The 26,557-nt window shown below is 43.1% G+C and carries 36 protein-coding genes; 32 read left to right on the plus strand and 4 right to left on the minus strand.

Going from position 1 to position 26,557, the window contains the following annotated elements; all coding sequences use genetic code 11:
* The first annotated feature begins 73 nt into the window (after positions 1-73).
* The 10 genes from HXT56_RS04000 to HXT56_RS04045 all read left to right on the plus strand — a co-directional run bounded on the left by HXT56_RS04000 (position 74) and on the right by HXT56_RS04045 (position 5,265).
* Positions 74-271 (plus strand): hypothetical protein, encoded by a 198-nt coding sequence (locus HXT56_RS04000; RefSeq protein WP_421777794.1) that lies wholly within the window; start codon positions 74-76, stop codon positions 269-271.
* A gap of 190 nt (positions 272-461) precedes the next feature.
* Positions 462-662 carry a hypothetical protein gene (locus HXT56_RS04005; RefSeq protein ID WP_250309620.1) on the plus strand — a complete coding sequence of 67 codons (201 nt, stop codon included), beginning with the start codon at positions 462-464 and terminating at the stop codon, positions 660-662.
* A 1-nt stretch (position 663) separates the two neighbouring features.
* Positions 664-885, plus strand: coding sequence for a DivIVA domain-containing protein (locus tag HXT56_RS04010; protein WP_421777795.1), 222 nt, complete (start codon positions 664-666; stop codon positions 883-885).
* Between the two features lie 9 nt (positions 886-894).
* On the plus strand, positions 895-1,407 hold the full coding sequence (gene ssb, locus HXT56_RS04015; protein ID WP_421777796.1) for a single-stranded DNA-binding protein: 513 nt from the start codon (positions 895-897) through the stop codon (positions 1,405-1,407).
* 55 nt (positions 1,408-1,462) lie between these two features.
* Entirely contained in the window at positions 1,463-2,011 is a 549-nt protein-coding gene (locus HXT56_RS04020; protein ID WP_421777797.1) for a hypothetical protein, read from the plus strand.
* Between the two features lie 745 nt (positions 2,012-2,756).
* A complete protein-coding gene (locus HXT56_RS04025; protein ID WP_421777798.1) occupies positions 2,757-3,074 on the plus strand; it encodes a hypothetical protein in 318 nt (105 codons plus the stop codon).
* Positions 3,056-3,769, plus strand: coding sequence for a hypothetical protein (locus HXT56_RS04030; RefSeq protein WP_421777799.1), 714 nt, complete (start codon positions 3,056-3,058; stop codon positions 3,767-3,769). The genes HXT56_RS04025 and HXT56_RS04030 overlap by 19 nt, the downstream gene beginning before the upstream one ends.
* Before the next feature lie 153 nt (positions 3,770-3,922).
* Complete coding sequence (locus HXT56_RS04035) at positions 3,923-4,072, plus strand: hypothetical protein (protein WP_421777800.1); 150 nt, start codon at positions 3,923-3,925, stop codon at positions 4,070-4,072.
* 253 nt (positions 4,073-4,325) lie between these two features.
* Positions 4,326-4,637, plus strand: coding sequence for an HNH endonuclease (locus HXT56_RS04040; protein WP_421777801.1), 312 nt, complete (start codon positions 4,326-4,328; stop codon positions 4,635-4,637).
* A gap of 184 nt (positions 4,638-4,821) precedes the next feature.
* Positions 4,822-5,265, plus strand: a complete 444-nt coding sequence (locus HXT56_RS04045; protein ID WP_421777802.1) for a hypothetical protein — start codon at positions 4,822-4,824, stop codon at positions 5,263-5,265.
* 66 nt (positions 5,266-5,331) lie between these two features.
* Here the strand turns inward: HXT56_RS04045 and HXT56_RS04050 are convergent, their stop codons facing one another.
* Complete coding sequence (locus tag HXT56_RS04050; protein WP_421778529.1) at positions 5,332-5,484, minus strand: hypothetical protein; 153 nt, start codon at positions 5,482-5,484, stop codon at positions 5,332-5,334.
* Here HXT56_RS04050 and HXT56_RS04055 point away from each other — a divergent pair.
* From HXT56_RS04055 to HXT56_RS04160, 22 genes are all read left to right on the plus strand, one after another.
* Positions 5,474-6,673: a terminase gene (locus tag HXT56_RS04055; RefSeq protein ID WP_421778485.1), complete on the plus strand. Its 1,200-nt coding sequence runs from the start codon at positions 5,474-5,476 to the stop codon at positions 6,671-6,673. The two genes, HXT56_RS04050 and HXT56_RS04055, sit on opposite strands and share 11 nt — an antisense overlap.
* Positions 6,670-8,163, plus strand: a complete 1,494-nt coding sequence (locus tag HXT56_RS04060) for a phage portal protein (RefSeq protein WP_421777803.1) — start codon at positions 6,670-6,672, stop codon at positions 8,161-8,163. Before HXT56_RS04055 ends, HXT56_RS04060 begins: the two co-directional genes overlap by 4 nt.
* Positions 8,063-9,232 (plus strand): hypothetical protein, encoded by a 1,170-nt coding sequence (locus tag HXT56_RS04065; protein WP_421777804.1) that lies wholly within the window; start codon positions 8,063-8,065, stop codon positions 9,230-9,232. Before HXT56_RS04060 ends, HXT56_RS04065 begins: the two co-directional genes overlap by 101 nt.
* 111 nt (positions 9,233-9,343) lie before the next feature.
* Entirely contained in the window at positions 9,344-9,592 is a 249-nt protein-coding gene (locus tag HXT56_RS04070) for a hypothetical protein (RefSeq protein WP_250309632.1), read from the plus strand.
* Positions 9,593-9,682: 90 nt separating this feature from the next.
* The gene (locus tag HXT56_RS04075) at positions 9,683-10,144 is read left to right on the plus strand and encodes a hypothetical protein (protein ID WP_421777805.1); all 462 of its coding nucleotides are present in this window, start codon (positions 9,683-9,685) and stop codon (positions 10,142-10,144) included.
* 31 nt (positions 10,145-10,175) lie between these two features.
* A complete protein-coding gene (locus HXT56_RS04080) occupies positions 10,176-11,090 on the plus strand; it encodes a phage major capsid protein (RefSeq protein ID WP_421777806.1) in 915 nt (304 codons plus the stop codon).
* A 15-nt stretch (positions 11,091-11,105) separates the two neighbouring features.
* Positions 11,106-11,492, plus strand: a complete 387-nt coding sequence (locus tag HXT56_RS04085) for a hypothetical protein (RefSeq protein ID WP_250309635.1) — start codon at positions 11,106-11,108, stop codon at positions 11,490-11,492.
* On the plus strand, positions 11,482-11,832 hold the full coding sequence (locus HXT56_RS04090; RefSeq protein ID WP_250309636.1) for a hypothetical protein: 351 nt from the start codon (positions 11,482-11,484) through the stop codon (positions 11,830-11,832). Before HXT56_RS04085 ends, HXT56_RS04090 begins: the two co-directional genes overlap by 11 nt.
* 1 nt (position 11,833) lies before the next feature.
* The gene (locus HXT56_RS04095) at positions 11,834-12,130 is read left to right on the plus strand and encodes a hypothetical protein (protein ID WP_421777807.1); all 297 of its coding nucleotides are present in this window, start codon (positions 11,834-11,836) and stop codon (positions 12,128-12,130) included.
* Positions 12,127-12,492 (plus strand): hypothetical protein, encoded by a 366-nt coding sequence (locus HXT56_RS04100; protein WP_421777808.1) that lies wholly within the window; start codon positions 12,127-12,129, stop codon positions 12,490-12,492. The genes HXT56_RS04095 and HXT56_RS04100 overlap by 4 nt, the downstream gene beginning before the upstream one ends.
* Positions 12,493-12,503: 11 nt before the next feature.
* Positions 12,504-13,097, plus strand: a complete 594-nt coding sequence (locus HXT56_RS04105) for a hypothetical protein (protein WP_250309638.1) — start codon at positions 12,504-12,506, stop codon at positions 13,095-13,097.
* 107 nt (positions 13,098-13,204) lie between these two features.
* Positions 13,205-13,522, plus strand: coding sequence for a hypothetical protein (locus HXT56_RS04110; RefSeq protein WP_421777809.1), 318 nt, complete (start codon positions 13,205-13,207; stop codon positions 13,520-13,522).
* Positions 13,523-13,524: 2 nt separating this feature from the next.
* Positions 13,525-13,908, plus strand: coding sequence for a DUF5361 domain-containing protein (locus tag HXT56_RS04115; RefSeq protein ID WP_421777810.1), 384 nt, complete (start codon positions 13,525-13,527; stop codon positions 13,906-13,908).
* 2 nt (positions 13,909-13,910) lie between these two features.
* Positions 13,911-16,661, plus strand: coding sequence for a tape measure protein (locus HXT56_RS04120; protein ID WP_421777811.1), 2,751 nt, complete (start codon positions 13,911-13,913; stop codon positions 16,659-16,661).
* A gap of 15 nt (positions 16,662-16,676) precedes the next feature.
* Positions 16,677-17,426: a phage distal tail protein gene (locus HXT56_RS04125; protein ID WP_421777812.1), complete on the plus strand. Its 750-nt coding sequence runs from the start codon at positions 16,677-16,679 to the stop codon at positions 17,424-17,426.
* A 10-nt stretch (positions 17,427-17,436) separates the two neighbouring features.
* A complete protein-coding gene (locus HXT56_RS04130; RefSeq protein WP_421777813.1) occupies positions 17,437-19,884 on the plus strand; it encodes a phage tail spike protein in 2,448 nt (815 codons plus the stop codon).
* A 14-nt stretch (positions 19,885-19,898) separates the two neighbouring features.
* Positions 19,899-20,108 (plus strand): hypothetical protein, encoded by a 210-nt coding sequence (locus HXT56_RS04135; RefSeq protein WP_421777814.1) that lies wholly within the window; start codon positions 19,899-19,901, stop codon positions 20,106-20,108.
* A complete protein-coding gene (locus HXT56_RS04140) occupies positions 20,089-20,277 on the plus strand; it encodes an ABC transporter permease (protein WP_250309653.1) in 189 nt (62 codons plus the stop codon). The genes HXT56_RS04135 and HXT56_RS04140 overlap by 20 nt, the downstream gene beginning before the upstream one ends.
* A gap of 1 nt (position 20,278) precedes the next feature.
* Positions 20,279-21,901, plus strand: a complete 1,623-nt coding sequence (locus tag HXT56_RS04145; RefSeq protein WP_421777815.1) for a BppU family phage baseplate upper protein — start codon at positions 20,279-20,281, stop codon at positions 21,899-21,901.
* A gap of 10 nt (positions 21,902-21,911) precedes the next feature.
* Positions 21,912-22,811 carry a DUF6273 domain-containing protein gene (locus HXT56_RS04150; protein WP_421777816.1) on the plus strand — a complete coding sequence of 300 codons (900 nt, stop codon included), beginning with the start codon at positions 21,912-21,914 and terminating at the stop codon, positions 22,809-22,811.
* A 154-nt stretch (positions 22,812-22,965) separates the two neighbouring features.
* Entirely contained in the window at positions 22,966-23,823 is an 858-nt protein-coding gene (locus HXT56_RS04155) for an N-acetylmuramoyl-L-alanine amidase (RefSeq protein WP_421777817.1), read from the plus strand.
* A 12-nt stretch (positions 23,824-23,835) separates the two neighbouring features.
* Positions 23,836-24,309 carry a phage holin family protein gene (locus tag HXT56_RS04160; RefSeq protein ID WP_421777818.1) on the plus strand — a complete coding sequence of 158 codons (474 nt, stop codon included), beginning with the start codon at positions 23,836-23,838 and terminating at the stop codon, positions 24,307-24,309.
* A gap of 253 nt (positions 24,310-24,562) precedes the next feature.
* On the opposite strand, the gene HXT56_RS04165 is transcribed toward HXT56_RS04160, so the two are convergent.
* The 3 genes from HXT56_RS04165 to HXT56_RS04175 form a co-directional block, all read right to left on the minus strand.
* Complete coding sequence (locus tag HXT56_RS04165; protein ID WP_421777819.1) at positions 24,563-24,754, minus strand: helix-turn-helix transcriptional regulator; 192 nt, start codon at positions 24,752-24,754, stop codon at positions 24,563-24,565.
* 670 nt (positions 24,755-25,424) lie between these two features.
* Entirely contained in the window at positions 25,425-25,898 is a 474-nt protein-coding gene (locus HXT56_RS04170) for a Fic family protein (RefSeq protein ID WP_116711940.1), read from the minus strand.
* Positions 25,895-26,407 carry a Panacea domain-containing protein gene (locus HXT56_RS04175; protein ID WP_421777820.1) on the minus strand — a complete coding sequence of 171 codons (513 nt, stop codon included), beginning with the start codon at positions 26,405-26,407 and terminating at the stop codon, positions 25,895-25,897. The genes HXT56_RS04170 and HXT56_RS04175 overlap by 4 nt, the downstream gene beginning before the upstream one ends.
* Positions 26,408-26,557 lie beyond the last annotated feature (150 nt).

A 26,557-nucleotide genomic window follows, 5' to 3' on the forward strand; every position in this document is an offset into this window, starting at 1 on the left:
AATTTAACCTTTCAAAACAACTTTTAATACAGCAGTTGCAAGAACTGCAATTACAGCTTACAAAGGAGGCAAAATGAGCTTCGTACAAAAATACCCGTACACAACAACGCTTAGTAGCTTCATCTGCTTCGCAGCCAGCTTTTGGGTGGCGGCTCACAACGCACTCTACTGCTTCAACGGAGCAAACATGCTAGGCATCATAGGAGCAGCAATCTCAATTGCTGTAATACTGCACGCAAATGCAATCATCCAAGAAAGAGCAGAACAATGAAAAAGTACATTGCAATGGTTATAGGCGTGCTTATAGCACTAGGAGGCCTAGCGCTCGTATTTAGCACCTTCTGCAACTTAAGCCTTTACTTATGTGTACCACTCGGGTTGTTCCTCATACTCATGGGGGTTACGGGTGTAATAGCGGCAACTGAAATTACAGGCAGAAAAAACATAGAAAGAGACGAACGATGAACACATCAGCACTTACACCAAGAATCCCATACAAAAGGCTATGGAGTCTTAAAGAAGTATGCGATCAGCTCAGTATGGATAAGCGTGCCGTGATGAAGCTTGTAGACGCAGGGATTTTGCACATGCCTCACGGACGCTTACCAGGCAGCAAAGTTTACATTACAAACACAAGCATTGAAAAGTATGTAGGTGAATGAGATGGCTACCCTACTAACGCCACAAGACGTAAAGGACATGCGATTCACGGAGTGCCCTGGCTTTTTTGGAATGCCAAACGGGTACGACGAATACGAAGTAGACCAAGCATTAGAGAGAATCCAAGAAACCATCGAAATACTCGGGAACGAGTGGATAAAAGCAGTACAAGCAGCAGCAAAGTATCGTGCACAACTTGAAACTGCAGGACTACTAGCTGAATAAGGAAAAAATATGAGTGACAATACATACTATATTGCAGGGAACCTTACAAAAGACCCAGTGGTAAGCACTACTCCTAACGGCACTACTGTAACAAATTTCACAATTGCTGCAACCACTCGTGTACTTGATTCACAAACCTCGCAATACAAGGATACTGGCACCGTTTTTATGCGTTGCACAGCATGGAGAGCGTTAGCAGAACACGTTGCTAAAAGCCTTACAAAAGGCATGAGAGTTATCGCATACGGAAAGCTAGAACAAAGTACATACGAAGCCGAAGACGGCTCACATCACACTTCAATCAAACTCAGCGTAGAGGATATTGGACCATCAATGCGATTTGCAACAGCGCAAATCATGCAAATAAAGCAGCAAGGTGTGCAACAAATGATTTCGCAGCCTCAGCAAATGCAGACGGTTCAGCAAGCACCACAAGCTCAGCAGTCTATGACGCCTGATCAAGACCCATGGGTGCCAAAAAACAATATAGATCGCTACTACAGCAAAGAACCAGAATTTTAATAACCAATAAAAGATTTTAGAAAACTATACACAACCTTTATGAAAGGAACAAATCATGTCACCACTATCTGAAGCAAAAAGAAAAGAAGCCGGCAGTCTAGTAGACATTGCCTATGAAGATGGAATTAACACACTAAACGCAAGCGAGCTGCGACTTGTTAAGCGCTATCTAAAAGAACTTGGGTGCAAAGATGTTGACGAAGCATTTCAAAAGCAAATAGACGAGAAAGCAGTAGAAAAAGCTAATGCTACACCGAAAAAAGAACCCAAAACAAACACAATTAAGCCGCAGAAAACAAAAGCAAAATGTGAAAATACTAGCGAGATAGAAATTCTCGACGATTGGCCCGAGGGGTCATTTGAGCATTTTATTCGTGAAGTCAACTATACAGATTTCGCAAATTTCTGCAAAGCAAATCCAAACAGTGTAGCACTCTTCAAAAAAGACTTACTACGTCAAACTGCGACATATATGACCTTACGCATAAGAAAAGCACGGCTCAAAGCATTTGCAGCTACTAAAGGTCATTTTGAAGCACGAATACTACCAAACGGCGAATTTTATTCAGTATACGTAAAATACGTGCCGCAGGAAGCAGCGTAAAGGAACCGACAATGCTATATATACCTATCCCGTCGCAAAAACCGGCTTTACGCTATTTTTCGCAAATTCATCGCATATATGCTAATAGCAAATATGCAAAACCTGAGATAGTGCCAGTTGCACTTACAGGTTCACAACATTGCAATGGAACGATTTTTACGCAAAAAGATGAAGTTGTTATTAAGCCTCCAGAATACAACAGGCTCGTAAACGCTCGGTGCAGTACAGATCGACGCCATTATCCCCATGCAGTTGAGCTTTACGGATATTGGCAGTAATAGCAAAAACATACAAGTCCAGAACGCATTTTAACGGCGTTCTGGCAGTCGCATTGGCCAAATGTGGGATAACTTAACGCGGCATAGACTTACACCTCTTAGGCAGTGTAAATAGCCGCTGTAAAGACCTATGCCGGTTTCCCTACCGGTTGCACAAGCGTTCCGCAGTATTGAGCGGAAAGAGTCGGGAATTGATGCTGCAAGGTGTCTCATGACAGGACGACCGGATGAGCAAACATGGCAACGCCAGAGCCTTACAGCAAACCGCCGTGTGAGATATTTTTTTCACTCGTCATACGCGATGGCATGGCTCCGCCGAAAGCGCTGTATGGACGACCTAAAGTCATCGAGAGAATGAGATTGAGAAAGCCGAAAAGCTTTCTCAATTTTTATTTTCCCCTTGACTAGGTCGTCCCACTCAAGCAGTTCACCACCGAAAGTGCAAGGAATTTCGAGAGGAGAAAATGATGAGCAATCTTCAACCTGAGAAAGCTGACCAACAAAGCGGAAAACAAATCAGATTAAAAAAACTGAGCTGCAGACTTCAACACTTACTTAAAATTTTACAATCAACAAAAAGAATCGAAGTAGATGAAAACTACTTAGTAACAGCGTTAAGGCTTAGAACATTAAGCAGGCATGACAAAGAGGGAAAGCACGCACTTCAACAGCTCGTCAGCACCAATGCAATCTCAAAACCATTAAAGAAAAACGGTATTCGTTATTGGAATGTAGCAACACTCGCATCACACCTGGAAGGAACACAATGCAAAGTTACACTTTGAAAGAGCAAAAAGACTATACGAAATTGCTTATGTCACTCCCCTCTCTTAACAGGCAATTAGAAATGCTCGTATACAGAGAAGTGCGGCGTGATCAGTTCAGCCAACATATGCATGTAAATCAGAATGTTACTCCAGTAAACTTGAAAGCTCTTGACCTTGCGGATCAACTCGAAAACTTGGAACGGGAAATACTAAGCCAACTCGGCAGCGCAAACTTAACCATTGCGCAAACAGCACCAATAAGTAAAGTGGCGAAAATTATTGAAGCTAACGCTTTAGAAGTATCTTCATTAGCAAGTGCATCAGTATCATATGAGCAACTGAAAAACATTAGCAATAAAGTACTAGCCATCACAAACCCAAAGCCAACCAAGCTAGTCGGCTTGTGCCCTAAATGCAAACATCCATTGAAATGCGCAAATCTTAATGGGAATATTACTTGCCCTACATGCAAATCAGAAACGAGCTGTTCTATCATTGCAAAGACTACTTGCAAAGCCTTAGCAAAACTTACATATACAGGAAGCAGCAAGCAAGCATCGGAGTTTATATATCGAGTTCTCAATAAAAATATTCCAGCCGGGACACTTCGCAGACTCCGCTCAACAGGAAGAATCCATACATCAGGACAAGGCGAAGAAGTTATATGGAATATAAGTGAAATATTAAATAAGACTCGCCAGAAGAAATACTAGACTTGACAAAGTGAACACTAATAATGGTATAATCACACTGTGGTGTGAAGTGGCCGCAAAGAAGAAACCACCCCCACGATAGAAAATAAAAGACGTTAAAGAAAGCCTCGTGGTTAATACCCCGGGGCTTTTTGCATACATGAGGAAGTAACTATGAACCAGCCTACAATCACACTTACTATTACTCCTGACTTAACAGAAATAAAAAAGTTCGCTCACGCTTTCGCAGATTGGATAGACGAATACGCAAACGAACAAGATAAGAACACTACTCAAGCTCAGACGCACACTGAGAATGAATAGCGACAACGTTATTAGAAGGACAATCTACAGGTTCAATTGGTTTTCCACATACAATGCATATACCTTTAGATTGTTCAACAAATTGGCTCATAGCTTCATCGGCTAGTTGGTTCAAAGCATTTGAATCAACTTTTATTTTAATAGACACAAATACCACCTCCTTTCGCTTTTATTAGTCTTATATTAAATACATCATATGCCACAGAAACCAAAGAGTAATCCCCGCAGTAAGTATGGAAGCAGACGCAAAGCAATGCGTCAACGTGTACTTGCTTACTATGACACTTGCTACTTGTGCGGCAAGCCAGTAGACAAAACTATTAAGACTCCACATCCATTGAGTCCCGAAGTAGATGAGATAGTTCCAGTAAGTAGAGGTGGAAGTCCAACAGACTGGAATAACGTTCGGCTTACACACAGACAATGCAATCAGCTTAAGAAAGCGCACACTGCGGCGTGGGCACAAGCAAGAATATACGAGAAAGAACATGGATTAGACACAAGTGTAGCGCCTGAAGCATGTTGCGACGCATACAAACAGCATAACAAACACTCAAATTGGTAAGCATAAGTAACGAAACATAAAACGTTGCAACCTTAGAGCATTTCGGCAGGGGGAGGAACCCCATGGCTTTCCAAAGGAAACCAAGCCGCACAAAGGGCTAATATCTCCCCACTAAATAGCCATTACGTTACAGCCAAATCGTTACACGGTGATTTTTTCACTACAAAAAGGAGCAAAAATAGCCATGAAATGCAAAAATTGCGGTCGTTTTTTCAAAACAACAGGCCGCGGCCGTGCTCCAATGTACTGCAGTGAGAAATGTAGAGTCGACGCACATCGAAAAAAGAACCCAAAACCAACAAAATCAAGCCGACAAGAAGTACTTTTTGAGATTCCAGGCGAATCGAAACCAATAAAAACGACAATACCAACCGGCGAATTAACAAAAGACGCATTCGACAGAATGTGCGATGGAAGGATTGAAGACGAACTGCGATTTGCGCGCGACATTTTACATGCAGCGCTCATAAGTCCAGATACTCCAGCCAGCGCATTAGCAAACATGGCAAAGCAATACGTAGAAATAACAGAAAAGCTAGCTGGCGTAGTTGATGACGAAAAAGAAAACAATGAAGATATAGACTCGGAGGTAACTCTTAATGCAGTCTTTACTCCAGACCAAAGCTAAACATTTCATATACCCAGACGGAATCGTTACATCAGAATTCCCAGCAGTTCAACAAAAAGCAGCACACTACGGTATAACCTTCGACCCATGGCAAGCAGAACTCGGAATGTACCTACTCGGCAAACGCAAAAACGGACTATATGCAGCAGGAATATCCGGAGCAGTAATGAGCGTACCAAGACAGGTCGGCAAAACATACACGGTAGGAATGATTGTCATTTTTCTATGCATACTCCACCCAAAAACAAAAGTAGTATGGACAGCACACCGAACCAGAACCAGCGCCGAAACCTTCAGGAGTATGAAAAGCCTAGCACAGAATACAAAAGGACTTAACAAATATATTCCAACAACAAGAAGCGCAAACGGGCAAGAAGAACTCACATTTTCAAACGGCTCAAGAATCCTATTCGGCGCTCGCGAACAAGGATTCGGTCGAGGCTTCGACGACGTTAGCATGATTATTTTCGACGAGGCACAAATCCTTAGCATCAAAGCGTTGGAAGATATTTTGCCAACAATGAACGCTGCTAAAAATCCGCTAGCTTTTTACATGGGTACTCCCCCACGGCCAATAGATCCAGGCGAAGTATTCAGAGACAAACGCACAGCATTATTAAAGGGAACAGACAGAGACGGCTTATACGTTGAATTCAGCGCAGATAGAAATTGCAGCTTAGACGACAGAAACGAATGGATAAAAGCAAACCCATCCTATCCAACGCGAACAAGCGAGTCTGCTCTCCTACGTCTTCGTAGGCAGCTTTCTGAAGATTCATTTAGACGCGAAGTCTTAGGGATATGGGATGAATTGGCTTTAGCAACATCTGCAATCAGCGATAAGCAATGGCAAGCGGCAACAATAAGCAATCGCATAGAAGGTGGCGTTAAAGCATACGGCGTAGAGATTCCACCATCTCGAGATCGCTTAACATTATCCGCTTGCATGAAGTACCCCGACGGATACGCACATATTGAATTTTTAGAATCGCATCCACTTACAGAAGGCACAGACTGGCTCATCGACTTCCTAGCAGAGCGTAAACGTAACATGTTAGGAGTAGGAATCGACGCAGGAAGCGCAACAGGCATACTCTTACAAGATTTCGCAGACGCACACATCCCAACAATATCGCTAACAATGCGAGACGTAGGGCAAGCATGCGGAAGATTCATGGACATGCTCGCAGCTGGAAAACTTACGCATTTACCAGATGAAGATCAGCCAGCACTCGCAGCAGCAGTAAAAGGCGCGTCAACAAGACCTCTTGGCAAAAGTGGACTTTTTGCTTGGGGAAAGTTAGGTGATGACGTAGATACTACCCCACTCGTGTCTTGCACAATGGCATTACATGCAGCATTCGTGAGTAAACGACATCCTGGAAGAAAGCAGAGGCTATTAGTATGACGTTACAAGATTTTGAGAACACAAGCTCGCAACCGTTGTCATTTGGTAGCAAAATTGATGGCGTAGATGAAAAAGATATGCCAACTATTAAAAGGCTCTATGACACATGGCAACAGCATTACGAAAGTAATCAAAAACGAACAGAATACTTTAACGCAGATGAGACGGTTAAAAATCTGAACATTTCCATTCCAGAAGATGTGGCCCGTAGAGTTAAAGCGGTTGTTGGTTGGAGTGCGAAAGCAGTAAGAGCATTAGCTGATTTAAGTGTTTACGACGGGCTACAAATCAACGGTGACGATGTGCACAACATGCGCGCAATTGCAGAAGCAAACCAGTTCAGTGTGATTTTGCCACAAGCTATCATAAGCGCATACAAACATTCATGCAGTTTTTTGGCAATATATAAGGACGTTGATGCAGGTGGAGCAGTAAGAATCGTACCTAGAAGTGCACTCAATAGTTCTGCATTATGGGATATGGCACACCAAGAAGTAAAAGCTGCAATGACCATTACAGGAACAAATGAGAAAAATGAAATTAACCAAATAAGATTCTGGCTAAAAGGGTACTCATACGAAGTTAAAAAAGTTGAAGGCGCATGGAAAGCAACACTTGCTAAACAATCTTATCAAGGCGTATGCGTAGTACCAATTTGCTACGATCCACAGCTCGACAGGCCATTCGGACGAAGTCGAATCACAAGACCGCTTATGAGCTATACAGATATGGCGATTAGAACATTCGTGAGAATGGAAGCAACTGCAGAGTTCTATAGTATTCCAAAGATATGGTTCTTAGGTCTTTCTGAAGATGCACAAAAGGCGCAATGGAGCAATTACGTTAGCGCAGTCAACGGTGTAACAAAGGACGAGGACGGAGATACTCCAACCTTGCAACAGCTTACACAAGCAAGCATGACTCCACACTCGGAGATGCTGAAAACGATTGCGCTCATGGTAGCCAGTGAAACAGGTTTGCCAGCATGCGATCTTGGTATTACAACATCAAATCCAACAAGTGCTGAAGCAATGAGTGTAGCAGAACGCAAATTGACGCGCGAAGCAGATAGGCAAAATCTGATTTTTAGCCAATCGATTATTAAAGCGCTTGGCATTGCGGTTTGTTTGCAAAATGATGGAATGACAACAATTCCTCCAGATGTTTATGCTGCACAGGTTGCTTGGAAGCCAACGCAAGAAGTAAGCATGGGAGCTAGAGGCGACTTCTTTAATAAAGTTGCAGCAACATGCCCATCATACGCAATGAACGAAATCGCATGGCGACAACTAGGGTTCAGCGATGCAGAAAGCAGAACCTTACTCAGCGAAGCACGAAAAACGCGCGCTCTTGAATCACTTAACAGTTTGCTAGGCAAGGAGACGACAATTGGTAACAAGGGAGGATACGAATCGTCTAGCAGCAGCCAACAAGAAGATAAGCGACTCAGCACAGGAAGCAGCGCAGGAAGTACTACAGAAAATAGCTAGTGCACCAACAGAAGCTGCTCGCATTGCTCTCATAGACGAACTGATTCCAGCAGTAGCATCACAATATAGCGAACAAATTGCTATGGCGGCTGCTAAATGGTACGAAGAAGTTCGTGCAGACGCATTGCCTGACGTTGACGACGGTTTCGAAGCATCGCTTGCACAAACTTATTCCAAGAAAGCAATCGTTGAAGAAATTCACGATCATATACTTTCAAACAGAAACAAGTTTGACGAAGCAATCGTCGACGCCATGGATAGATGGGTTAAAATACCAGGGCGTGCAACAATCGCCGAAAATTGCAAACGAGACCCCCAAAAACCACGCTATGCATTAGTGCCACAAGGCAAAACATGCGCTTTCTGCACAATGCTCGCAGGGCGTGGGTTTGTGTACAAGTCTGAAAAAACAGCTCATAAAATGCACAATCATTGCGATTGTGTAGCTTGCCCTGAGTGGGATGCAAATCCAAACAAAATTAGAGGCTATGACCCTGACGCTCTTAGCGACGAATGGGATAAAGCTAAAAAAATAGTTTGGGAGAAAAATAAAGCAGAAGCTCGCAAAAACGGTAAAGATGCTAGCGAAGTTGTTGAACCAAGCATGAAAGAAATTCTTGCACAGCTACGAAAAACGCCTGGACTTTGTTCTGACGGATGCAAACCAGTTAAAAACGCAAAGAGTTCAAAAGGTTCAATAAACATACCCGACGGAGCGCGTGTTAACAGTAAAGAAAAGCGTGCTATGCAATGGATTGCACAATCAGGGCATAATGTTACAGCAAACCCAGTTAAAAATATACAAAATCAGAAAAATCCTGATTTTACAATAGATAAAGAAATATGGGAATTAAAAACCATTTCAGGCAGTGGCAAAAACACTATAATGAACGCGCTCAAGCATGGTGGCAAGCAAAGTAATAATCTCATATTGGATATTACAGATACTCCTATAAGCGAAAGCGAAATAATTAAAACAGCAAAATCTCGCTTACGGCGCGTAGAGGTACATTTAAGTAAAGTATGGATTATTAAAGATGGCAAAACAGTTGGAATATATGAAAGCTAGTCATACCCTCAAACCAACTCGTTACGAGATTAAGGGGTAAGAGGAGCCCTAGCTTTCAATACGATTCTATCACACGGCTTTATCCTATTCAATGCTTAGAAAGGATTTAACATGACATATCTTGCTAAAGCTGCACTATTCTGCAACCACTGCAAAGCTAAAGTCGAATGTGCACCCGAAGCAGAACCAACACTAGGATTTGACTTGAGGGAAGATTCTCCACTTAAAGGCTGGATAAATGTTGGGTTCAGTCACCACTTATGTGCTAATTGTGCAAAAGTCTATCTTGCTAAACGAGCAGAACTTGAACGAGAACTTAAAGAAGAATACTTAAACGATACTAACGAATTCACGCTATAACTTATAGCAATTATCAGATTTTAGCCACCTTGCAAAAGGTGGTTTTTTATTAACCAGCCCCGCATGGGGCTTTTTTATTAAGGAGAAAAGTTGGAAAACACAACACAAGAGACAGAAACCGAAAAGGTCGAAGAACTCAACAATGCCGAAACTACTTCAGCGGAAGAAAAAACCGAGGAAGTAGATTACAAAGCGGAAGCTGAAAAATGGCGCGGGTTTGCACGCAAATGGGAAGCCAGAGCCAAGAGTTCAGAACAAGCAGCTGAAAAGCTCAAAGCAGCAGAAGAATCTGAAGCAAAGCTGAAAGAAAAACTATCTGCTATTGAAACTCAGCGCAAGCACGATGAACTCACACAACTCATCGCAAAAGAAACTGGCGTACCAGCTGCACTATTGCGTGGTTCAACAGAAAAAGAATTACGTGATCATGCGGCAGCAATTAAAGAGTTTTCCAAACCGCGAACAGACAGTATTCGCCTTAACGATGAGCCAGATGGCTTAAAAGTAGACGCAACTCGTGCGTTTGTTCGCAAACTTTTTTCTAACGATTAAACAAAACCCTATGTAAGGAAGGTAAAAAATTATGTCAATTTTAGAATCTAAAGACCTAAAGCTCCCTGACCATTTGGTGAAGGGAATTGTAAAAGGTGTAACTTCTGGCTCTGCTGTTGCAGCATTGTCTGCTGCAAAGCCAACACTTTTTGGCAATTCCACACTCGTCACCTTGGATTCGAAGCCACGTGCAGAATTTGTTGCAGAAGGCGCAGATAAAGGTGCAACCAACGCAACATTTGGATCTGTAACAGTAACTCCGCATAAGACTCAGGTAACAATGCGTTTTAGCAACGAAGTGTTGTGGGCTGACGAAGACTACCAAATCGGTATTATGCAAACTCTCGCAGAGGAAGGCGCAACAGCGTTGGCTCGCGCGCTCGACTTTGGCGTATTCCATCGCGTAAACCCAGCAAACGGCACAACAACCGACTGGACGAACTACCTTACTTCTACAAAGAAAACCGTTGATGCTACTGCAAACATTGACGCAGACATTGAAAAGGCAATTGGCTTAGTTTTGACAGACGGGGAAGGAACAGACGTAAACGGCTTAGCGCTTTCCAAGCCAGCTGCTTACGCTCTTGCTACAGCTAAAGATAAGCAAGGTCATTTAATGTATCCAGAACTTGGATTTGGTACTGGAATGACTCAGTATAAGGGCATTAAAACAGCCGTGTCTACTACCGTAAACGGTCTTCCTGAAATGAAGCAAGACAGTGGCGTTAAAGCTATTGTTGGCGACTTTACGAATGGTGTGTATTGGGGTATTCAACGCAATCTTCCATTGGAACTTATCCAATTCGGCGACCCAGACGGTCAAGGTGATTTGAAGCGTAAGAATCAGGTTGCGTTGCGCTTAGAAGTTCAGTACGCATGGTACGTATTCGCAGACCGTTTCGCTGTTGTTAAGGCACCAGCTGGATCAGCAGTGGTATCTCGCTAACAGGAAGGCGTCGGCATGGAAGTGTTCGCAACGTTTGACGATGTAAAGGCGCGCTACCCAGCAGCCTCAACGCGAAACCGTGAAACGGTAGAAACACTGATATCTGATGCGTCAGCTCTTATGCAAGCAAGCGCGCCAAAACTCACAGACAACAAGCGGCTACTTTGCTTCGTTTGTTGCAGCGTAGTAAGGCGCGCTCTTGCAGCAGCTGAAAACGTCGGCGACGGAATGACTGGAGTAACGCAAACGTCACAAACTGTGGGGGCTTTCTCACAATCGTGGAGTTTTACAAATCCAGCTGGTGACTTGTATTTGACCCGCACTGAAAAACGCTTAATACGAGGGCAAGGAGCACAAACAGGCTTTCATGTGAATCTTATAGGAGATTCAGATGAAAGGTGAAACAGTAACTGTTCTTTTCCCAGTATTTAACGGAGTTGACGCGCTCAACAATCCTATAGAAGTAGCACCAAAAGAGGAACAAGTAGAAAACGTGCTTGTTTCTCCAGGAAGCGGAGTATTTGCTAATGCAAACGCGGATAGCGAACTACAGCCATACGGCATAGAAGTGTCACGCATCTGCTACTTCCCTCGCTCTTGGACTTACAAAAGTTTACGAGGAGCAAAAATTCGGATTCGAGGACGCGAATATTCAGTGCTAGGAGACCCAGAGCCACTAGACGGAGGTATGAGTCCAACCGCTTGGAATCTCGAAGTCGACGTAACAGACAAGGAAGGATGATGTGAGCAAAAACAACGTTAAATTAAACTTTGACGGCTTCCTACAGCTGCGACGAACAGCAGGGCACACAGTAGTAGCAAAAGTAGCACAAGAAATCGCATCAAATGCTACTGCTATGGCGACAGCCACAAAAAGCGGAATACATCCGAGATACGTGGCATTGCCAGTAAAAGATACTAAACACGGTGCCGTCGCAATCGTTACAGCAGCAAGCAATCCTTCCAAAGAATGGCTGGCAACAATGCGATCAGAGGGGCGACACCACTGGTTAGCAAAAGCTGTAGGAGCAGGTAAATGAAAACCATTGAAGAAACAGTTATCACTTACCTCAACACAGATGGACGCATTGATAGTTTCGAAGCATCAGGGCTTGTGCCATCAAACGCAACAAGTTCAAGCAGCTTCATAACGGTAGAAAAAAACGGCACAAGCATAAGCGACAGAAAAAGAATTTACGCTCTTTCTGCATCAATTTATGCACCAAGCCAAATAAAAGCCGCAGAAGCTGCAGATGCTCTTGCTCTAACACTTATTGCAATGCCAGAGCATGTAGAAAACGTTGCAAGCGTAATCGTAGATACAGTCACAATCTACCCAGACCCAGACACCCCATATCATCACCGATTCATGGTGAATTTCAGAATTAACACACCTTTATAAAGGAGATTTTTATGGTTAGAAAAATTGCTATAGCAAAACAATTCCCAGGCGGCGTACTTTTCGTAGCGCCAGCAGGCACACCGTTGCCTACAAACGCTACGGATAAGCTTGACGACGCTTTTAAGAACGTAGCAGACTTGAACGAAGACGGTATCACCAACGGCACTGACATGGATACTACAGACGTCGACAATATGAGTGGACAACAAGCAGCATCATTTATCACTTCTTATGCAGAAACAGTGCAGTTCACAATGCTAGAAACTACAGCTACAGTGCTTAGGACTCGATATGGAAGTAATCGAGTCAAAGCCAACGGAGAAGATGTTACTTCTTACACAACAGGAATGCCGCAGGCTGAACATATAAGCATTGTTGCAGAGCTGCTATTAGAAGGTATGAACAAAAAGCAGCGCAAAGTATTTCCCGACGCAATTCTTACAGATTCTGATGATGTTCAATATCACGCTGGAGACGCCATTACGTACAGCGTAACATTTGCCACCTTCCCAGATAAGCAAGGCAATAACTCATACAATTACTTTGCAGATTTGGGAACATCACAGCCAGTCAGTGGCGCATCTTCAGAACATACCAACGTCTGATAAATCTTGCTCACGTAGGGCTTTTATTCCTTTCACCTACGTGAGCAGCTCTTAACAAAACGAAAGGAAATTTCACCCTCTTACACATTCTTAAAAAAGGAATAAATATGACACAAGAAAAGAAAATTGTACCTAAAGATGAGCCAACTATCATGTCCATCAAAGGCATAGAAATTACAATTGACCCACAAGTATTTGATGATTGGAAAGTACTAGAGCTACTTGCCCTAATAGACCCCCCAGATGGCACAGAAGCCAAGCCGCTTGCAGCAGTTCCATTAGTTAAACGTATTTTAGGTAACCAATATCAGCATGTCATGAACGCATTAGAAAACAAAGAAACTGGACAAATCTCACCAGAAGAAATGACAGATTTTGTCAAAAAGATTATGGAGGGAGTCTCCCCAAACTCCTCACGCTCGTAGAAATGCTGCGCATCGCGCCAGACACCTTACGCGCGGATATTCAAAGATTCTACGGGCTTAACTTAGACGAAACAGGCGAAAGCATACGCGTTAGACGAATGGCTGACTTGGCAGCAAATTTGCCAGACTGTGCGCTCGTTTGGGGAAAAATCAACCCACAAGCACAATGGGACGCGACGCGACAATTGCTTGCAAATATTGCAGATAATACGGCTTTTCTAGCATTTTGCAAAACAAAAGACGCAAGCAAAGGCAAAAAGTTCAGCAATACAATCAAGAGGCCTGGCTCGAAAACAAACAGCAACAGTACCACAATCAAAACAGGCCATGCGGAAAGTAGTGAAGAACTTTACGCTTTGCTTGGTATAGATAGAGAAAGAGACTAATAATGGCAAAAGGCGATACTGGCATTAATATTGCGCGCGCTTTTGTAGAAATTGTGCCATCTACAAAAGGCGTAGGTAAGGCTATTTGCGACGCTTTCAATAATGCCAACAATAGTGTTTCTCAAAAAGGTTCTGAATCTGGCAAAAAATATGCAGTTGGGTTCAATCAAAACGTTAGCAAAATTGGAAGCAATATTGCCCAAAAACTAACATCAGCCAACTCTACTGTTATACAAAAAGGCTCACAAGCAGGCACAGGCTACGCAAGCACTTTTTCTCAAAAAGCAGCAGGGATAGGCGGGAAAATCCAGCAAGCACTCAACTCTATGGCATCTCACGCACAAAAAAGCGGCGAAAACGCAGGCAGCGGATTTGCTAAAGGTTTTGGCTTAAAAATGGGCATGATTAGCGGCATAGCGCAATCTGTTACCAGTAAAATTATTGGTGCTTTCGGCGGTATTACTAGCGAAATCATGAGTGCCTCCGACTCTGCGCAAAAGTTTGGTGCAACATTGCAATTCGCAGGAGTAAGCAGCAACCAGATTAAAGAGCTTACCAAATCAACACAAACGTATGCAGATAAAACTGTGTATGATCTTGAAGATATACGCTCAACTACAGCACAGCTCGCTTCAAACGGCGTAGCAAATTACGATAAGCTCGCTGAGGCGGCTGGCAACTTGAACGCAATTGCAGGCGGCAATAAGGACACCTTTAAGTCCGTAGCAATGGTGCTTACTCAGACTGCTGGCGCTGGAAAACTCACAGCAGATAACTGGCGACAGCTTTCGCAGGCAATACCAGGCGCATCTGGCAAGATTCAGGAACAGCTTAAGAAAAACGGTGTATACACTGGTAATTTTGCTGACGCGATGCGCGCAGGCGAAATTACCAGCGAAGCATTTAATCAAGCTTTGCTTGACCTAGGTTTTAATGATGTTGCTGTAAAAGCCGCACAAAGCACAGTAACAATTGAAGGCGCGTGGGGAAATTTGCAAGCGTCCGTTGTAAAAGCTGGAATGGTAATCTTTGACTCAATCAAAGGGCCAACAACTCAAGCAATGAGCGCAATTGCAGATGCAATTGGAAATCTCACAAATTCGATGCAAGCACCATTGTCAGCAGCTATTAGTGGAGTTGTTGACTGGTTTGGAAAACTCTTTACAGCAATGCAAAACGTTGGAGTATTCGAGTCATTCAAAGCAATATGGCAATCGTTGTGCGACATTTTCAAAGAAGTGTTCAGTATTGTCGGAGGGTGGGGTACACTATTCCCACCCGAATCTCTTGCTGTAGCATTAAAAGTTGTACTCGATTTACTAAATGGCGTTTTGCAAGTAGTTAAATTCCTTGCTCCAGTATTAACGCCTCTTGCTGGTATTTGGCTAGCTTGGGCTGGGGCTATAAAAGCAGTACAGGTCGCAACAGCAATCTGGTCAACTGTAACAAAAATAGCTACAGCAGTGCAAGCAGCTTTTAACGTTGTGATGAACATGAATCCTATAGGTGCGCTAGTTGCAGTTATAGCAGCTGTTGTGGCTGGTCTTATTTGGTTCTTCACACAAACCAAATTAGGGCAACAAATCTGGCAAGGTTTGTGTGACGTATTTATGAGCTTTATTAATACTATAGGTGCAGCATTGCAGGCAACGCTCAATAATATAGGCAATGCTTGGAACGCGGGCTGGAATGCTATGAGTTCGTTCTTTAGTAACGTTTGGAATGGTATCAAAAGCTTTGGCCAGTCGACATGGAATTGGATCAGTAGCACTATTAGCAACATGCTAAGAAGCATCAGCAATATTTGGAATAGCACCTGGAATAGCATCAGCTCGTTCTTTACTAACATTTGGAATGGTATCAAAAGATTTGGCCAGTCGACATGGAATTGGATCAGTAGCACTATTAGCAACATGCTAAGAAGCATCAGCAATATTTGGAATAGCACCTGGAATAGCATCAGCTCGTTCTTTACTAACATTTGGAATGGTATCAAAAGCTTTGGCCAGTCGACATGGAATTGGATCAGTAGCACTATTAGCAACATGCTAAGAAGCATCAGCAATATTTGGAATAGCACCTGGAATAGCATCAGCTCGTTCTTTGGCAATATTTGGAATGGTATAAAAAATGGCGCTAAAAATGGGGTTGATTCAGTATTCCATTTCGTTACTGGAATAAAAGACAGAATCTTCGGATTCTTTAGCGGCGCAGGTCAGTGGCTTGTAAATGCGGGCAAAGCTATTCTCGACGGTTTTCTCAGAGGCTTAAAAGGCGCATGGGACGGAGTTTGCAACTTTGTTGGCGGCATTGGCAACTGGATTGCGCAGCATAAGGGACCAATATCATACGACAAGAAGCTGCTTATTCCAGCGGGTAACGCTATCATGCAAGGCTTCAGCAAAGGCCTCGGCGATTCATGGCAAGGCGTACAAAAACAAGTTGCAGACTTCACCAAGCAATCTGGGAATTGGTTTAATGACGCGAATGCCATCCGCTTAAGGACTACTGTTATGCCACCTGATGGAGGCTGGAACGCTCAACAAAACCAGATAGCAAAAGTCGCAGCAAATTATGAAGTCGATGCATCGAGAACAGGCTTAACAAAGCAGGATCTATACGACGCATTCGACGGAGTAATGAGCCAAGGCGTAGCACTGAAACTAAACGGACGCGGTGGCGAAGTCATGGCTGGAATACTCGCAAAACCAATGAACAATGAGCTAAACAAAATGGCAACACTAGGAAGATAAAAGAAGGGAACAAGAATGCTGGAATGTAGAATCAACAAAATCCCACTCGACGAATGGGGGCTGAATCTCGAAAAAAAGGGAATCAGCATAGAATCACCAAAAACAACTACTTCCAGCATTACCGTTCCTGGACTCAATGGCGCAATAGACACAACAGTAGAAGACGATACGCACACAGCATTCCTACAAAAACGCGCAATCACATTAAGCCTTTACGCTTTAGGAGATTTAGCTACAGTAAGCGCTCTTTTTGAGCATATTGCCAAAGAAATTCACGGAAAGCAAGGGAGCTTACAAACAAGCGACTCAAACGGAGAATATCGCGGACGATGGAGCATATCAAACTGGAACACAATACGAAACTGGCAAGATTCATTCCATTGCGCACTGCTTCTAGAACTATCACTCGATGCAGATCCATACGTTTATGGCAAAAAGCGTACATTCAGGCTACATGAAGGCGAAAACCATGTGGCAACACCAGGAAGCAGCCCAGCATGGCCGCAATTCTCACTCTCCCTTGACACAGACTCAGCGTCAATAGCTAGGCAAGACGGCAAAACTCTTACCTTTAGTACAGGCTCGCACATGAATGGTGTACTAGAAATTAATGCAAATCCACAAAGCAGAAATTGCAAAATCAACAACAACATCATTCTTCCAACAATCGATTCCGACTACTTCACACTGCTACCAGGAGCGAACACGATCACGTGCACAGGCTGCAGCGGAACGCTCGAAGTAACACCATTAACCTTAATGTAAAGGAGCATCAATGCGATTTGCTCACGTAAGCTACAACGGCACATTAAAGCCAGATATTACCTCTATTACTAAAGCGGTAAGTACATGCGCAGTAGACGGCACAGATACGCTTGACATTACAACACTTGATAGCGGAGTGGAGAAAAATGACAGAATACTCTACTTAGACGGCAAAGACTTGTGGCATGAGGATATTGTACAAAGCGTTGAAACACAGCGCGACGAAGGCAAGCCAATTACTACAGCGTATTGTGTGAATTCTATTGCAGAACTTGGAAGCGTATACATACTAGACAAACGAGGGCGAAAAACAACCGCACCAGAGCGCGCGAAAGTAGCATTAGAAGGCACGGGATGGAACGTTGGCACTGTAGATAACGGCACCATACGCCATTACGCTGATCTAAACTTCTACCATCAAAGTGTTCTAAAATCTTTACAAGACATTGCAAAAGTATACGGGCTTGAGATTGAAACTAGCATAAGCGTTGAGAATGGTAAGGTTACGGCTCGTACTGTAAACCTATTGGAGCGGCGTGGTAATAAGAATGCTGAAAGGCGATTCGAATACGGTTGCGACTTAAAGAGCGTTAAGCGAACTCTTATGGCTGAGCAGGTTATTACGCGCCTTTACGCTTGGGGTAAAGGCGAGGAAAAAACTGACGACGACGGGAACTCTACCGGCGGATACTCTAGGCGTATCGGCATTAAGGAAGTAAATAACGGCAAACCGTATCTTGATAATGTTGAAGCTCAACAGTATTGGGGCGTGCTTGAAGGCGACACGGTTTTTGACGATTGCGATGACCGTAATGAGCTTTTAGAGCTTGCTAAGGCGCGATTGGCTCAAGTTTCGAAGCCTCAAGTGTCTTACGAGGCGGGCGTGGTGAATCTTGGTCGCGCTGGTTTTGACGCGCATGGCGTTAGCGTTGGTGACGCTGTGCAGATTGTTGATGCTACTTTCACTCCCCCTATTCGCGTTGAAGGGCGCGTACTGAAAATTGAGGAAGACTTACTCGATTCGGTTGATGCAACTCGTATTACGCTTGGTAATATTCACGAGTCTTACACGCAGAAGCGACACGCAATACAACAGAAGCTTGATGCGCTTATTGCTCAGTCTAGTGAGTGGAATGCGGTCGCCGAGGGCAATGGCTTGTACGTTCGCGACCTTATAGGTCGCATGAATGATGTGATGAATGGCGTTGGTGGCTACACGTATTTGAAGCCGGGCGAAGGTATTACGGTTTATGATAAGCCTGAGAATCAGCATCCGACTCGTGCTATTCAGCTTGGCGGCGGCTACTGGCGTACTGCTAATTCGAGGAAGTCTAACGGCGACTGGGATTGGAAGAATATTGCGTCCGGTGAGGGTATTTTTGCTAACGCGATTACTACCGGTAAGCTTATGGACGCTCAAGGCCGCAACTGGTGGGATATGGAAAACGGCGAGTTTAGTTTGCAAGCAACGACGAAGATTGGCGGCAAGACCGTTCAACAGATTGCTGACGATAGCGCGAAAGACGCGGCGGAAGTATTGCGTGAGCGGTTGAACTCAGAGCTTACTCAGCGTGCTATTTTTAACAAACTCACCAACGGTGGCGAGACGCAGGGTATTTATATGTTTGGCAGCCACTTGTATCTGAACGCTGAATACATGAGTACTGGTGTTCTCAGTGACGCTCTAGGGTTAAACCGATGGGATTTGCAAACTGGTGAATTTTCCTTACAAGCGTCTACAACTATTGGCGGTAAAACAATTGATGAGATCACCACCGAAAGCCTGACGCAGGATGCTATTTTCAACAAGCTTACTAATGGTGGCCAAACTCAAGGCATTTACCTAAACGGCGGAAAGCTGTATCTGAACGCGTCTTACATAAAAAGCGGTTATCTGTCTGCAAATATTATTCGTACTGGCAAAATTCAGGATAAATACAAAAATAATTTTTGGGATTTGCTTTCTGGCCACATGGAAGTTACTGACGCAACAATTGGAGGAATGACAATATCAAATAACGCTATTTATAACAAAACTATGTGTTTTGCTGAAGATGGAATGGATTTTACAGTAGGCAGCGAACACATTGGTGCAATAGCATGCGGGCATATGAAAGAAGATCGACGGCGTAAAACACTGGCATTCGACTTAGAGGGCATAAATTACATGACGTGGGGGTGGAGGCCAGAAGGGTCTACTGATGCATACACTACCATGATGACATATTCGCCAGATTATTGGAACGGCTACAGTAAAGGCATTAATTTTTCTTGTGATGTGAACTTACATAACTACTCAATCAGTAATGCAAAAATCAATAGCAGTTGCTGGTATGAGAATGGGGCAAATCTGAGCAAACGACAATTCTTACTGCCTACAGTAATTCGCGAAAATGATGGCACAGTAGCAGAATGGATACCCATTGATTTCGGGTTTGACCATGGGTTCGTCATATAAAAGGAAGGAATTATATGGATAACAGTCAAATAATCATAACGCCACAAGACCCACCACGTCCTATAGAAAAATTTATAGACGCAGAAGTATCCCATTCAGCAGGGGCATCTTCTACACAACTACAGGAAGAAATAAACACAAAATTAGACTCAATACTACAAATACTACAAATGGGAAAGACCAACCAACTAAAGGAGAACCATAATGACACCAATGCAGAATAATGACATTCAAACACGTATAACAAATAACCTGCAAAGCATAATTGCGGATATGAGCGGTCGAATAGCAACACTCGCAGCTTTATGCGAAGCAAAAGATGAAAAAATACAAAATCTAGAAACACAATTACAAGAATTAAAAAATACAAGTTCAAAAGAGAAAGCACACTGATATGACTAGCTATAAAGATGCAACCGTTAGCATAATCCACTTAGACTATGCCAATGCTTTTATCCCCGATATACGCGTAAATGCAGGAGATAAACAAGGACGTATTATCAACGTCCAACTCTTAAACAATGGGGTGCCAGTTGACTCTGAAAACATATCAGTAAATCTTGTATATAATCAGCAGCTCGGAGTTCTTATGGGCGGCAAAGTTGCAATGAGTAAACAAGCTACAGATAATGGAATAGTTTACTCATGTAAAATACCAGCAGACGCATGTCGCATGCCTGGCAAAGTCGCTATGAGCTTTGAGATAAAAGAAGGTGATTCAGTTCTATACTCGAGACCTTTCACAGCTATAGTAGACCATGCTGTTCTTGATGATTTTGCTCCAGAATCAAACGCGTACAAACTAACATTGGCTGAAGCTGCGCAGCAGGCTCGCAATGCAAAAGAGAAAGCTTTAGAAGCAACCAAACGAGCATTAGATGCAGCAGGCAATATAGACGCATCAAAACAATCTGCTTTAGAAGCAACACAACAAGCATTAGCTGCCGCAGAGAATGCGAATAACGCCGCACAATCCGCAAGCTCTGAAGCATTAAGAGCCTCAAATGCTTCCCAAAAAGTTGAATCAATCATACAAGAAGCAGAACAAGCTAAAACCCATTTAGGGGCTTTAGCTAACGCGGCAGAGAATGCTAATACTGCGGCCTCAAAAGCCAATACTGCTGCATCAAACATAAATGAAGTAATTGAAAAATGCAAACAAGAAACGGAAAAGACCAGAAAAGCTGGATTTAACGCCGAATCTGCTGTACAAAAAGCCAATGAAACTGAGAGTAAATATCGTAACAATGCTGCTGAAATCGATGCTACAATCACAAAAGCAAAAGAAGCAGACAAAGCAGCTCACGAAGCATTAGAGACAGTGCATGCTTCTGCTGGTATTCTTGGCGAAGCTAAAAAAATAGTAGACTCAGTCAAAGAAGCTAGCGAAATAGCCAAAAGAGTTGCATCAGCAGTAGAAGAACTTAAACCAGTTAGAGACGGAGCGTCCGAAGCAACAAGAGTAGCAAACGCAGCTGCAGACAATGCTAATACTGCAGCCGAGATAGCCAAAGCTCATGTATTAGAGATAAATAAAGTAATTGAAAAATGCAAAGCAGCATCATCCACTGCAGAAGACATATTATCCAAATCTTCTGGAACTCTCGCTAAAGCAGAAGAATCCATCATTGCAGCTCACGCTGCAGCAGAACAGGCATTATCCGCAGCACAAGAAGCAAAAAATTCAATAAACGAAGATTCTAAAACTCTTGTATGCGGATTCAAAGTAAGTGTAGATATTGAAGACAGCAGAGAAGCGGATGTACATGTACCACTGTTCAAAGGCATACCCGATTGGAAAACAATCATCGTATACCCAGAAAGTGAAACAAGTAACTTACAAGCGTACGCGAAAGCACAACCAGTTTTCAACTTTGAATTTAGCGGAGGATTCTACACGGGTAAAGTAACCATATCTGCACAAAAAACTGTAGAAAACCTCCGCCTTATAGCTATAGCATTAGGCGATAAAAAAGGCGGAACACAAAACGAATCTTATATAAATAATCACTCATAAAGGAGAGACAATGCCAGTATGTCAAATGCCATTCATAATTACTAATGAAATTAGTGAAGAAGAAAAAACAGCTTGGCACAATGCACGTCTAGCAGAAGTAGAAGCAGGAACATACAAAGGAAAAGAAATTACACCTGATTTTGAACCTATCAAAGGATGGAAACCCCTCAAGAAATACTTGGGCTATTCAGGCGGGGCAAATCCAGTTGAAATTATTAAGGGTGCAATATATGACAGATCCAGAATGGGCATATACCCAGGAGACTACATTCGTGAAACAGTACTAGGAACACAATATAAGTTTATTATAGTAGAAATAGGTAACACTCCGTATTCTAATCCTCCAGTAGCACTAATGGCAGCAGATAAACCATACCCCGATAGAATTCTAGGCGCAGAGTATATAGGAAGCCCCGATGACAACCAGGCAACTCCAATGCAGTGGGAAAAATGGAACTACCGATATACTATCATACGGAGTTACTGCAACAATTTCTACAGACAACTCCCAGATAGTTTAGCTAACTTCATTATGGAAGTATACCCTTCGTACACACAATACAATTACGAGAGAAAAGAATGGGAGGTTAACCAATTCAAGACGCGCGTTTTTATACCTAGCGCTACAGAACTTTGCCCTAGTGACAGTTCTTTTGAGGGGCGCATTCACGAAAAAGCAGAACCTGACTATTTCATTCCATGGCCAAAAACTTACAGAAACTCTATAGATGATCTCAGTAAACTGAATAATTGTTGGCTTAGAACAATGTTCTGCGATAGAGGACTCGATAGACAATGGAACTACCTCATTTGCAAGTGCACCCACATGCAATTTGTAGGAGACGAGAGGCTTGAGACGGACTTATCAAGGGCACATGCATATGTTTTACCTTGTTTCTGCATTGGATAAGCAATGTCAAAAAACAGAAAATATTATATGAGATTTGAAGCAGTCAGAGATTACGACATTCTCTATTTTTAAGCCACGCAAACAGCGTGGCTTTTTTAATAACCAAAGGAGGGAAACATTGCAAGACTGGGATAAATGCATCGCAGACAAAACAATGCTCATCAAAACACACTATACAAAAGGCCAACCAGGACGCAAAATACGCAAAATTGTATTACACCACAACGCTGGAAACTTAACAGTAGAAGGCTGCTACAGTGTATGGCAAACTCGTGAGGCTAGCGCACACTATCAAGTACAGTCAGACGGCGTAATCGGTCAGCTCGTATACGACTGGGATATCGCGTGGCACGCGGGAAACTGGAACGCGAACTTAGACTCAATAGGCATTGAGCACGCGGACGAGTCAAGCTCTCCATGGCGCATTAGTGAAAAATGCTTAGACAATGGCGCGCACCTAGTAGCAGCCTTATGCAAACTCTACGGACTCGGTAGACCACAATGGCGCGTAAACGTTTTCCCACACTCGGCTTTTTGCCCTACATCATGCCCATGCTCATTGCGAGACTCACAGAACGCTGAATACATGCAGCGAGCACAGCAATGGTATGACTCTATGGTTAGTGGCGTTTCTCAGCCCGTTGCGTCAGCGGTTCCGACGAAGCAGTTGGTTACGGCAACAGTGCATGACGGTGGCGTGTGCAGCATTATGATGCATATTCCGTATGGGACGAATGACGGGCAAGTAATGAGCTTTACGCGGTGCGGCAATATTGTGGCTGTAAATGGCTGTGGCAGTGTGTCGTTTGGTGGTGGCTCGTGGCGGAAATTGTTGGAGCAAGTCCCCGACGGGTTTCGGCCTATTTCCTTAGCAACCATCCGCCTATCTGGCGATGGAACCGGTAGTGTCATGGTCAAGCCGGACGGGAGCATGTACTGGGACGGCGACGGCAAGAACTGTTTCGCACACGTTAGTGGCGTGTGGGTTACAAAAGACAATCAACCAAAGTAGGAGAAGAAAAGAATGAACGATATTGAAATCTTATTGCTCGAAATCGCCGGCGCACTCGTGCTGCTCGACTACATTAGTGGTTTCACAAAAGCAGTCTACTTGCACTCGGTGTCTAGTAGCAAAATGCGCGATGGACTTTTCCATAAATTTGCATACGTGCTAATAGTAGCTCTTTCTATTTTGCTTGACTATGCTCAAACCAAAGTCAATATAGGCATCAACGCTCCGCTTGTAGGCATCGTGAGTGGATACATTATTTGGATAGAAGGCGTTAGCTTTTTTGAAAACGTCGCATCATTAAATCTACAAATCGCAAAAACAAAAGCTGTAAGAGTCCTACTATCTGTGCTTGCTTGTGTAAAGACATATACAGGCGGACAAGCAGACGACGCCATCACCAACGGCAAGCACGCTGCAACCGGAGCTGACGCCGAGTTGGACGGCCGCGGGAAATTGCCTGAAGACACTCCTACTGAAAATAAGTAGCGCGCGATATGCTCAAAGTATTCTCTAATTGAGAATACAAGTTGAAAATTAGTATTACCCCTCGCCTCGCGCGGGGGGGTAATTTTTTTATAGTCTTAACTTTTGTGAACCATTCCAGGAACATGCCAGGAACCATTCCAGGAACATGCCAGAAACATGCCAGAAACCATTCCAGGAACGCGCCCGCTGTCAACAATGACAGCTCGTATGTCTGGAACTCGGGCGGCGCGCTCCCGTGATTAACTACTCTTAACTACTCTGCATTAGCAGGGCGGCCACCGTGACCTGGACGGTTCGCATTCCAAGATTCAATACTTTCACGTTTCCAGCCACGAGTGCGACCAATAAATGCGTCTGGATCTGGAAGATTATAGTTGCCAAGCGCACCAGTTTTTACACCAATAAGCTCGGCAACTTCCGTATAACTCAAATAACGCTCACTCATACTACCCTTTGTGCTTTCTCCCAGCATCTAACGCACATACGGCACTGATTACAGCACAACCAGTAATGAGCCAAGGCGAAAAATGGCACCATACTCCAGCGATAATAACGAGTGAGAACATAGCAGATACTATTGCATCTAATTTCATAATGAGCCTGCAGTATAGTGGATAGTGAGCCCCGGACACTTGGTCTGTTCGGGACTCTTTATTTACTTATTGCGCTTCAATTCTTTGATAAGCTTTGCTATTGCTTCTATTAGCTTTGCAATGCCAACCAGTAGAATTGCAATCGCAGTAAGTATTTCCACTATGTGCATGTCACCTCCTTTCTTGTTTGACACTTTATATAATAGCACAGCTATTATATAAAGTAAAGTAAGCTAGAAAAAATAGTGAGAGATTTTCTTTAATATTTGATAGAATTCAAACACGAAAACAAACTCAATAAAGCAACTAATATTTGTTATAAAAACGCAAGATAAGGCGATATTGAGCGCATTGGTAATAAAACGTTATTCTATAAAACTCTTAGAGAAATAAGGCATTAGCGGTTATTAAACGCTAATTCCCCGCGACTCCACAAACGCAATAACGCCACTGCTCAAACAGTGGCGTTTTTTGTAGCAAAACCCAACGTTTTCAACACTTAAGCTACGCGTCAAAATCTAATTAATTAACTTCATTCGATAATAAATGAGCATGCGAACGTAACTGTTCAGCTAAACTAGCACGAGCAATCTTACCTTCCACAATATTCTGAATCCACTTATATAAATCATTGTCAAAAGGATTCGCACTATCCTCAATATCAAGAATAATTCCATTATTGCGAAGTAAAGCTACACACGTTAATACTGTCGTGCGCTTATTGGCATCAGGAAAAATATGGTCTTTAGCAAGATGCGTAGCAAAGTCAGCAATTTGGTCAAAAATATCCGTATAGTTATTTCGATCAGCTGGAGAACTATCAAAAATAATCGCAAATGAAGAATACAAAACATTTTCAACACTGCCCTGAACTTCTTGCTTAACAGTAGCGAGTCCTTGGCTTGTATCAACAATCTCTCGTTGAATAGAACACACTATTTCTGCGAAGGCAACAATCTGTTCCTCATTCCAAACAAGAGCATCATACTGGCTCATGCGTCACCAAGAATACGCAAAGTATTCGGATACTGTTTTTTTACAGCATCTACAGCACTAATAAACGTATTCTTCTTAGCAGGATACGAAGTAACATCTGACGATTGCAGAATATTCTGTACAAGAATCGGCTTATTGTGCGACGCATCATACACATTGTGCCATGCGCCGCCAGTACGATGAGCATAATTTACTAAATCAAACGCATTCATCCAAGCATATTTTTCAACAACAGTATCTACAATATGATCAGCATACTGGCTGGTTTCGTGATTAGGCGCATTGAAAATACGATTCCGCCCAAACTGCTTAAACTCGTTATAAACGCTAGGCTCTACAGGACCATATTCCCAAGCTTGAATTTCATCCGTAAATAACGGACGCTCAGGATTATTACGCAACGATTCCACTTGCGCAAAATATACTAGTTTATTCAAAGTGAGATTGGTTAATGCTAGCTTTTTCCCGTATCGATCAATAAAAATTGATGCTATGTCTAAAGCTTTCATATTTAATCTCCTTTCAACAAACTTATCACGCACACAAAAGTAAAATACATTCTACAAAATATTTCGTTAATAATACAATAAAATCATAGGATGAGGCGATATTCCGACATTTTCTGTATGCGTATGTAAAGCAAATGTCGCTCCTTACCT

The organism is Gardnerella nova (assembly GCF_049244055.1).
In the GTDB taxonomy this organism is placed as follows: Bacteria; Actinomycetota; Actinomycetes; order Actinomycetales; family Bifidobacteriaceae; genus Bifidobacterium; species Bifidobacterium vaginale_H.

What these genes read in the sequence shown, in the direction of transcription:
- HXT56_RS04100 (WP_421777808.1), top strand. Translation starts at nt 12,127, where the DNA reads ATGAAAACCATTGAAGAAACAGTTATCACTTACCTCAACACAGATGGA.
- HXT56_RS04055 (WP_421778485.1), top strand. Translation starts at nt 5,474, where the DNA reads ATGATTGTCATTTTTCTATGCATACTCCACCCAAAAACAAAAGTAGTA.
- HXT56_RS04000 (WP_421777794.1), top strand. Translation starts at nt 74, where the DNA reads ATGAGCTTCGTACAAAAATACCCGTACACAACAACGCTTAGTAGCTTC.
- ssb (WP_421777796.1), top strand. Translation starts at nt 895, where the DNA reads ATGAGTGACAATACATACTATATTGCAGGGAACCTTACAAAAGACCCA.
- HXT56_RS04160 (WP_421777818.1), top strand. Translation starts at nt 23,836, where the DNA reads ATGAACGATATTGAAATCTTATTGCTCGAAATCGCCGGCGCACTCGTG.
- HXT56_RS04115 (WP_421777810.1), top strand. Translation starts at nt 13,525, where the DNA reads ATGCTGCGCATCGCGCCAGACACCTTACGCGCGGATATTCAAAGATTC.
- HXT56_RS04020 (WP_421777797.1), top strand. Translation starts at nt 1,463, where the DNA reads ATGTCACCACTATCTGAAGCAAAAAGAAAAGAAGCCGGCAGTCTAGTA.
- HXT56_RS04175 (WP_421777820.1), bottom strand. Translation starts at nt 26,407, where the DNA reads ATGAAAGCTTTAGACATAGCATCAATTTTTATTGATCGATACGGGAAA.
- HXT56_RS04085 (WP_250309635.1), top strand. Translation starts at nt 11,106, where the DNA reads ATGGAAGTGTTCGCAACGTTTGACGATGTAAAGGCGCGCTACCCAGCA.
- HXT56_RS04120 (WP_421777811.1), top strand. Translation starts at nt 13,911, where the DNA reads ATGGCAAAAGGCGATACTGGCATTAATATTGCGCGCGCTTTTGTAGAA.
- HXT56_RS04110 (WP_421777809.1), top strand. Translation starts at nt 13,205, where the DNA reads ATGACACAAGAAAAGAAAATTGTACCTAAAGATGAGCCAACTATCATG.
- HXT56_RS04090 (WP_250309636.1), top strand. Translation starts at nt 11,482, where the DNA reads ATGAAAGGTGAAACAGTAACTGTTCTTTTCCCAGTATTTAACGGAGTT.
- HXT56_RS04130 (WP_421777813.1), top strand. Translation starts at nt 17,437, where the DNA reads ATGCGATTTGCTCACGTAAGCTACAACGGCACATTAAAGCCAGATATT.
- HXT56_RS04170 (WP_116711940.1), bottom strand. Translation starts at nt 25,898, where the DNA reads ATGAGCCAGTATGATGCTCTTGTTTGGAATGAGGAACAGATTGTTGCC.
- HXT56_RS04010 (WP_421777795.1), top strand. Translation starts at nt 664, where the DNA reads ATGGCTACCCTACTAACGCCACAAGACGTAAAGGACATGCGATTCACG.
- HXT56_RS04030 (WP_421777799.1), top strand. Translation starts at nt 3,056, where the DNA reads ATGCAAAGTTACACTTTGAAAGAGCAAAAAGACTATACGAAATTGCTT.
- HXT56_RS04150 (WP_421777816.1), top strand. Translation starts at nt 21,912, where the DNA reads ATGCCAGTATGTCAAATGCCATTCATAATTACTAATGAAATTAGTGAA.
- HXT56_RS04060 (WP_421777803.1), top strand. Translation starts at nt 6,670, where the DNA reads ATGACGTTACAAGATTTTGAGAACACAAGCTCGCAACCGTTGTCATTT.
- HXT56_RS04050 (WP_421778529.1), bottom strand. Translation starts at nt 5,484, where the DNA reads ATGACAATCATTCCTACCGTGTATGTTTTGCCGACCTGTCTTGGTACG.
- HXT56_RS04080 (WP_421777806.1), top strand. Translation starts at nt 10,176, where the DNA reads ATGTCAATTTTAGAATCTAAAGACCTAAAGCTCCCTGACCATTTGGTG.
- HXT56_RS04165 (WP_421777819.1), bottom strand. Translation starts at nt 24,754, where the DNA reads ATGAGTGAGCGTTATTTGAGTTATACGGAAGTTGCCGAGCTTATTGGT.
- HXT56_RS04040 (WP_421777801.1), top strand. Translation starts at nt 4,326, where the DNA reads ATGCGTCAACGTGTACTTGCTTACTATGACACTTGCTACTTGTGCGGC.
- HXT56_RS04105 (WP_250309638.1), top strand. Translation starts at nt 12,504, where the DNA reads ATGGTTAGAAAAATTGCTATAGCAAAACAATTCCCAGGCGGCGTACTT.
- HXT56_RS04145 (WP_421777815.1), top strand. Translation starts at nt 20,279, where the DNA reads ATGACTAGCTATAAAGATGCAACCGTTAGCATAATCCACTTAGACTAT.
- HXT56_RS04035 (WP_421777800.1), top strand. Translation starts at nt 3,923, where the DNA reads ATGAACCAGCCTACAATCACACTTACTATTACTCCTGACTTAACAGAA.
- HXT56_RS04070 (WP_250309632.1), top strand. Translation starts at nt 9,344, where the DNA reads ATGACATATCTTGCTAAAGCTGCACTATTCTGCAACCACTGCAAAGCT.
- HXT56_RS04025 (WP_421777798.1), top strand. Translation starts at nt 2,757, where the DNA reads ATGAGCAATCTTCAACCTGAGAAAGCTGACCAACAAAGCGGAAAACAA.
- HXT56_RS04045 (WP_421777802.1), top strand. Translation starts at nt 4,822, where the DNA reads ATGAAATGCAAAAATTGCGGTCGTTTTTTCAAAACAACAGGCCGCGGC.
- HXT56_RS04135 (WP_421777814.1), top strand. Translation starts at nt 19,899, where the DNA reads ATGGATAACAGTCAAATAATCATAACGCCACAAGACCCACCACGTCCT.
- HXT56_RS04155 (WP_421777817.1), top strand. Translation starts at nt 22,966, where the DNA reads ATGCTCATCAAAACACACTATACAAAAGGCCAACCAGGACGCAAAATA.
- HXT56_RS04125 (WP_421777812.1), top strand. Translation starts at nt 16,677, where the DNA reads ATGCTGGAATGTAGAATCAACAAAATCCCACTCGACGAATGGGGGCTG.
- HXT56_RS04140 (WP_250309653.1), top strand. Translation starts at nt 20,089, where the DNA reads ATGACACCAATGCAGAATAATGACATTCAAACACGTATAACAAATAAC.
- HXT56_RS04005 (WP_250309620.1), top strand. Translation starts at nt 462, where the DNA reads ATGAACACATCAGCACTTACACCAAGAATCCCATACAAAAGGCTATGG.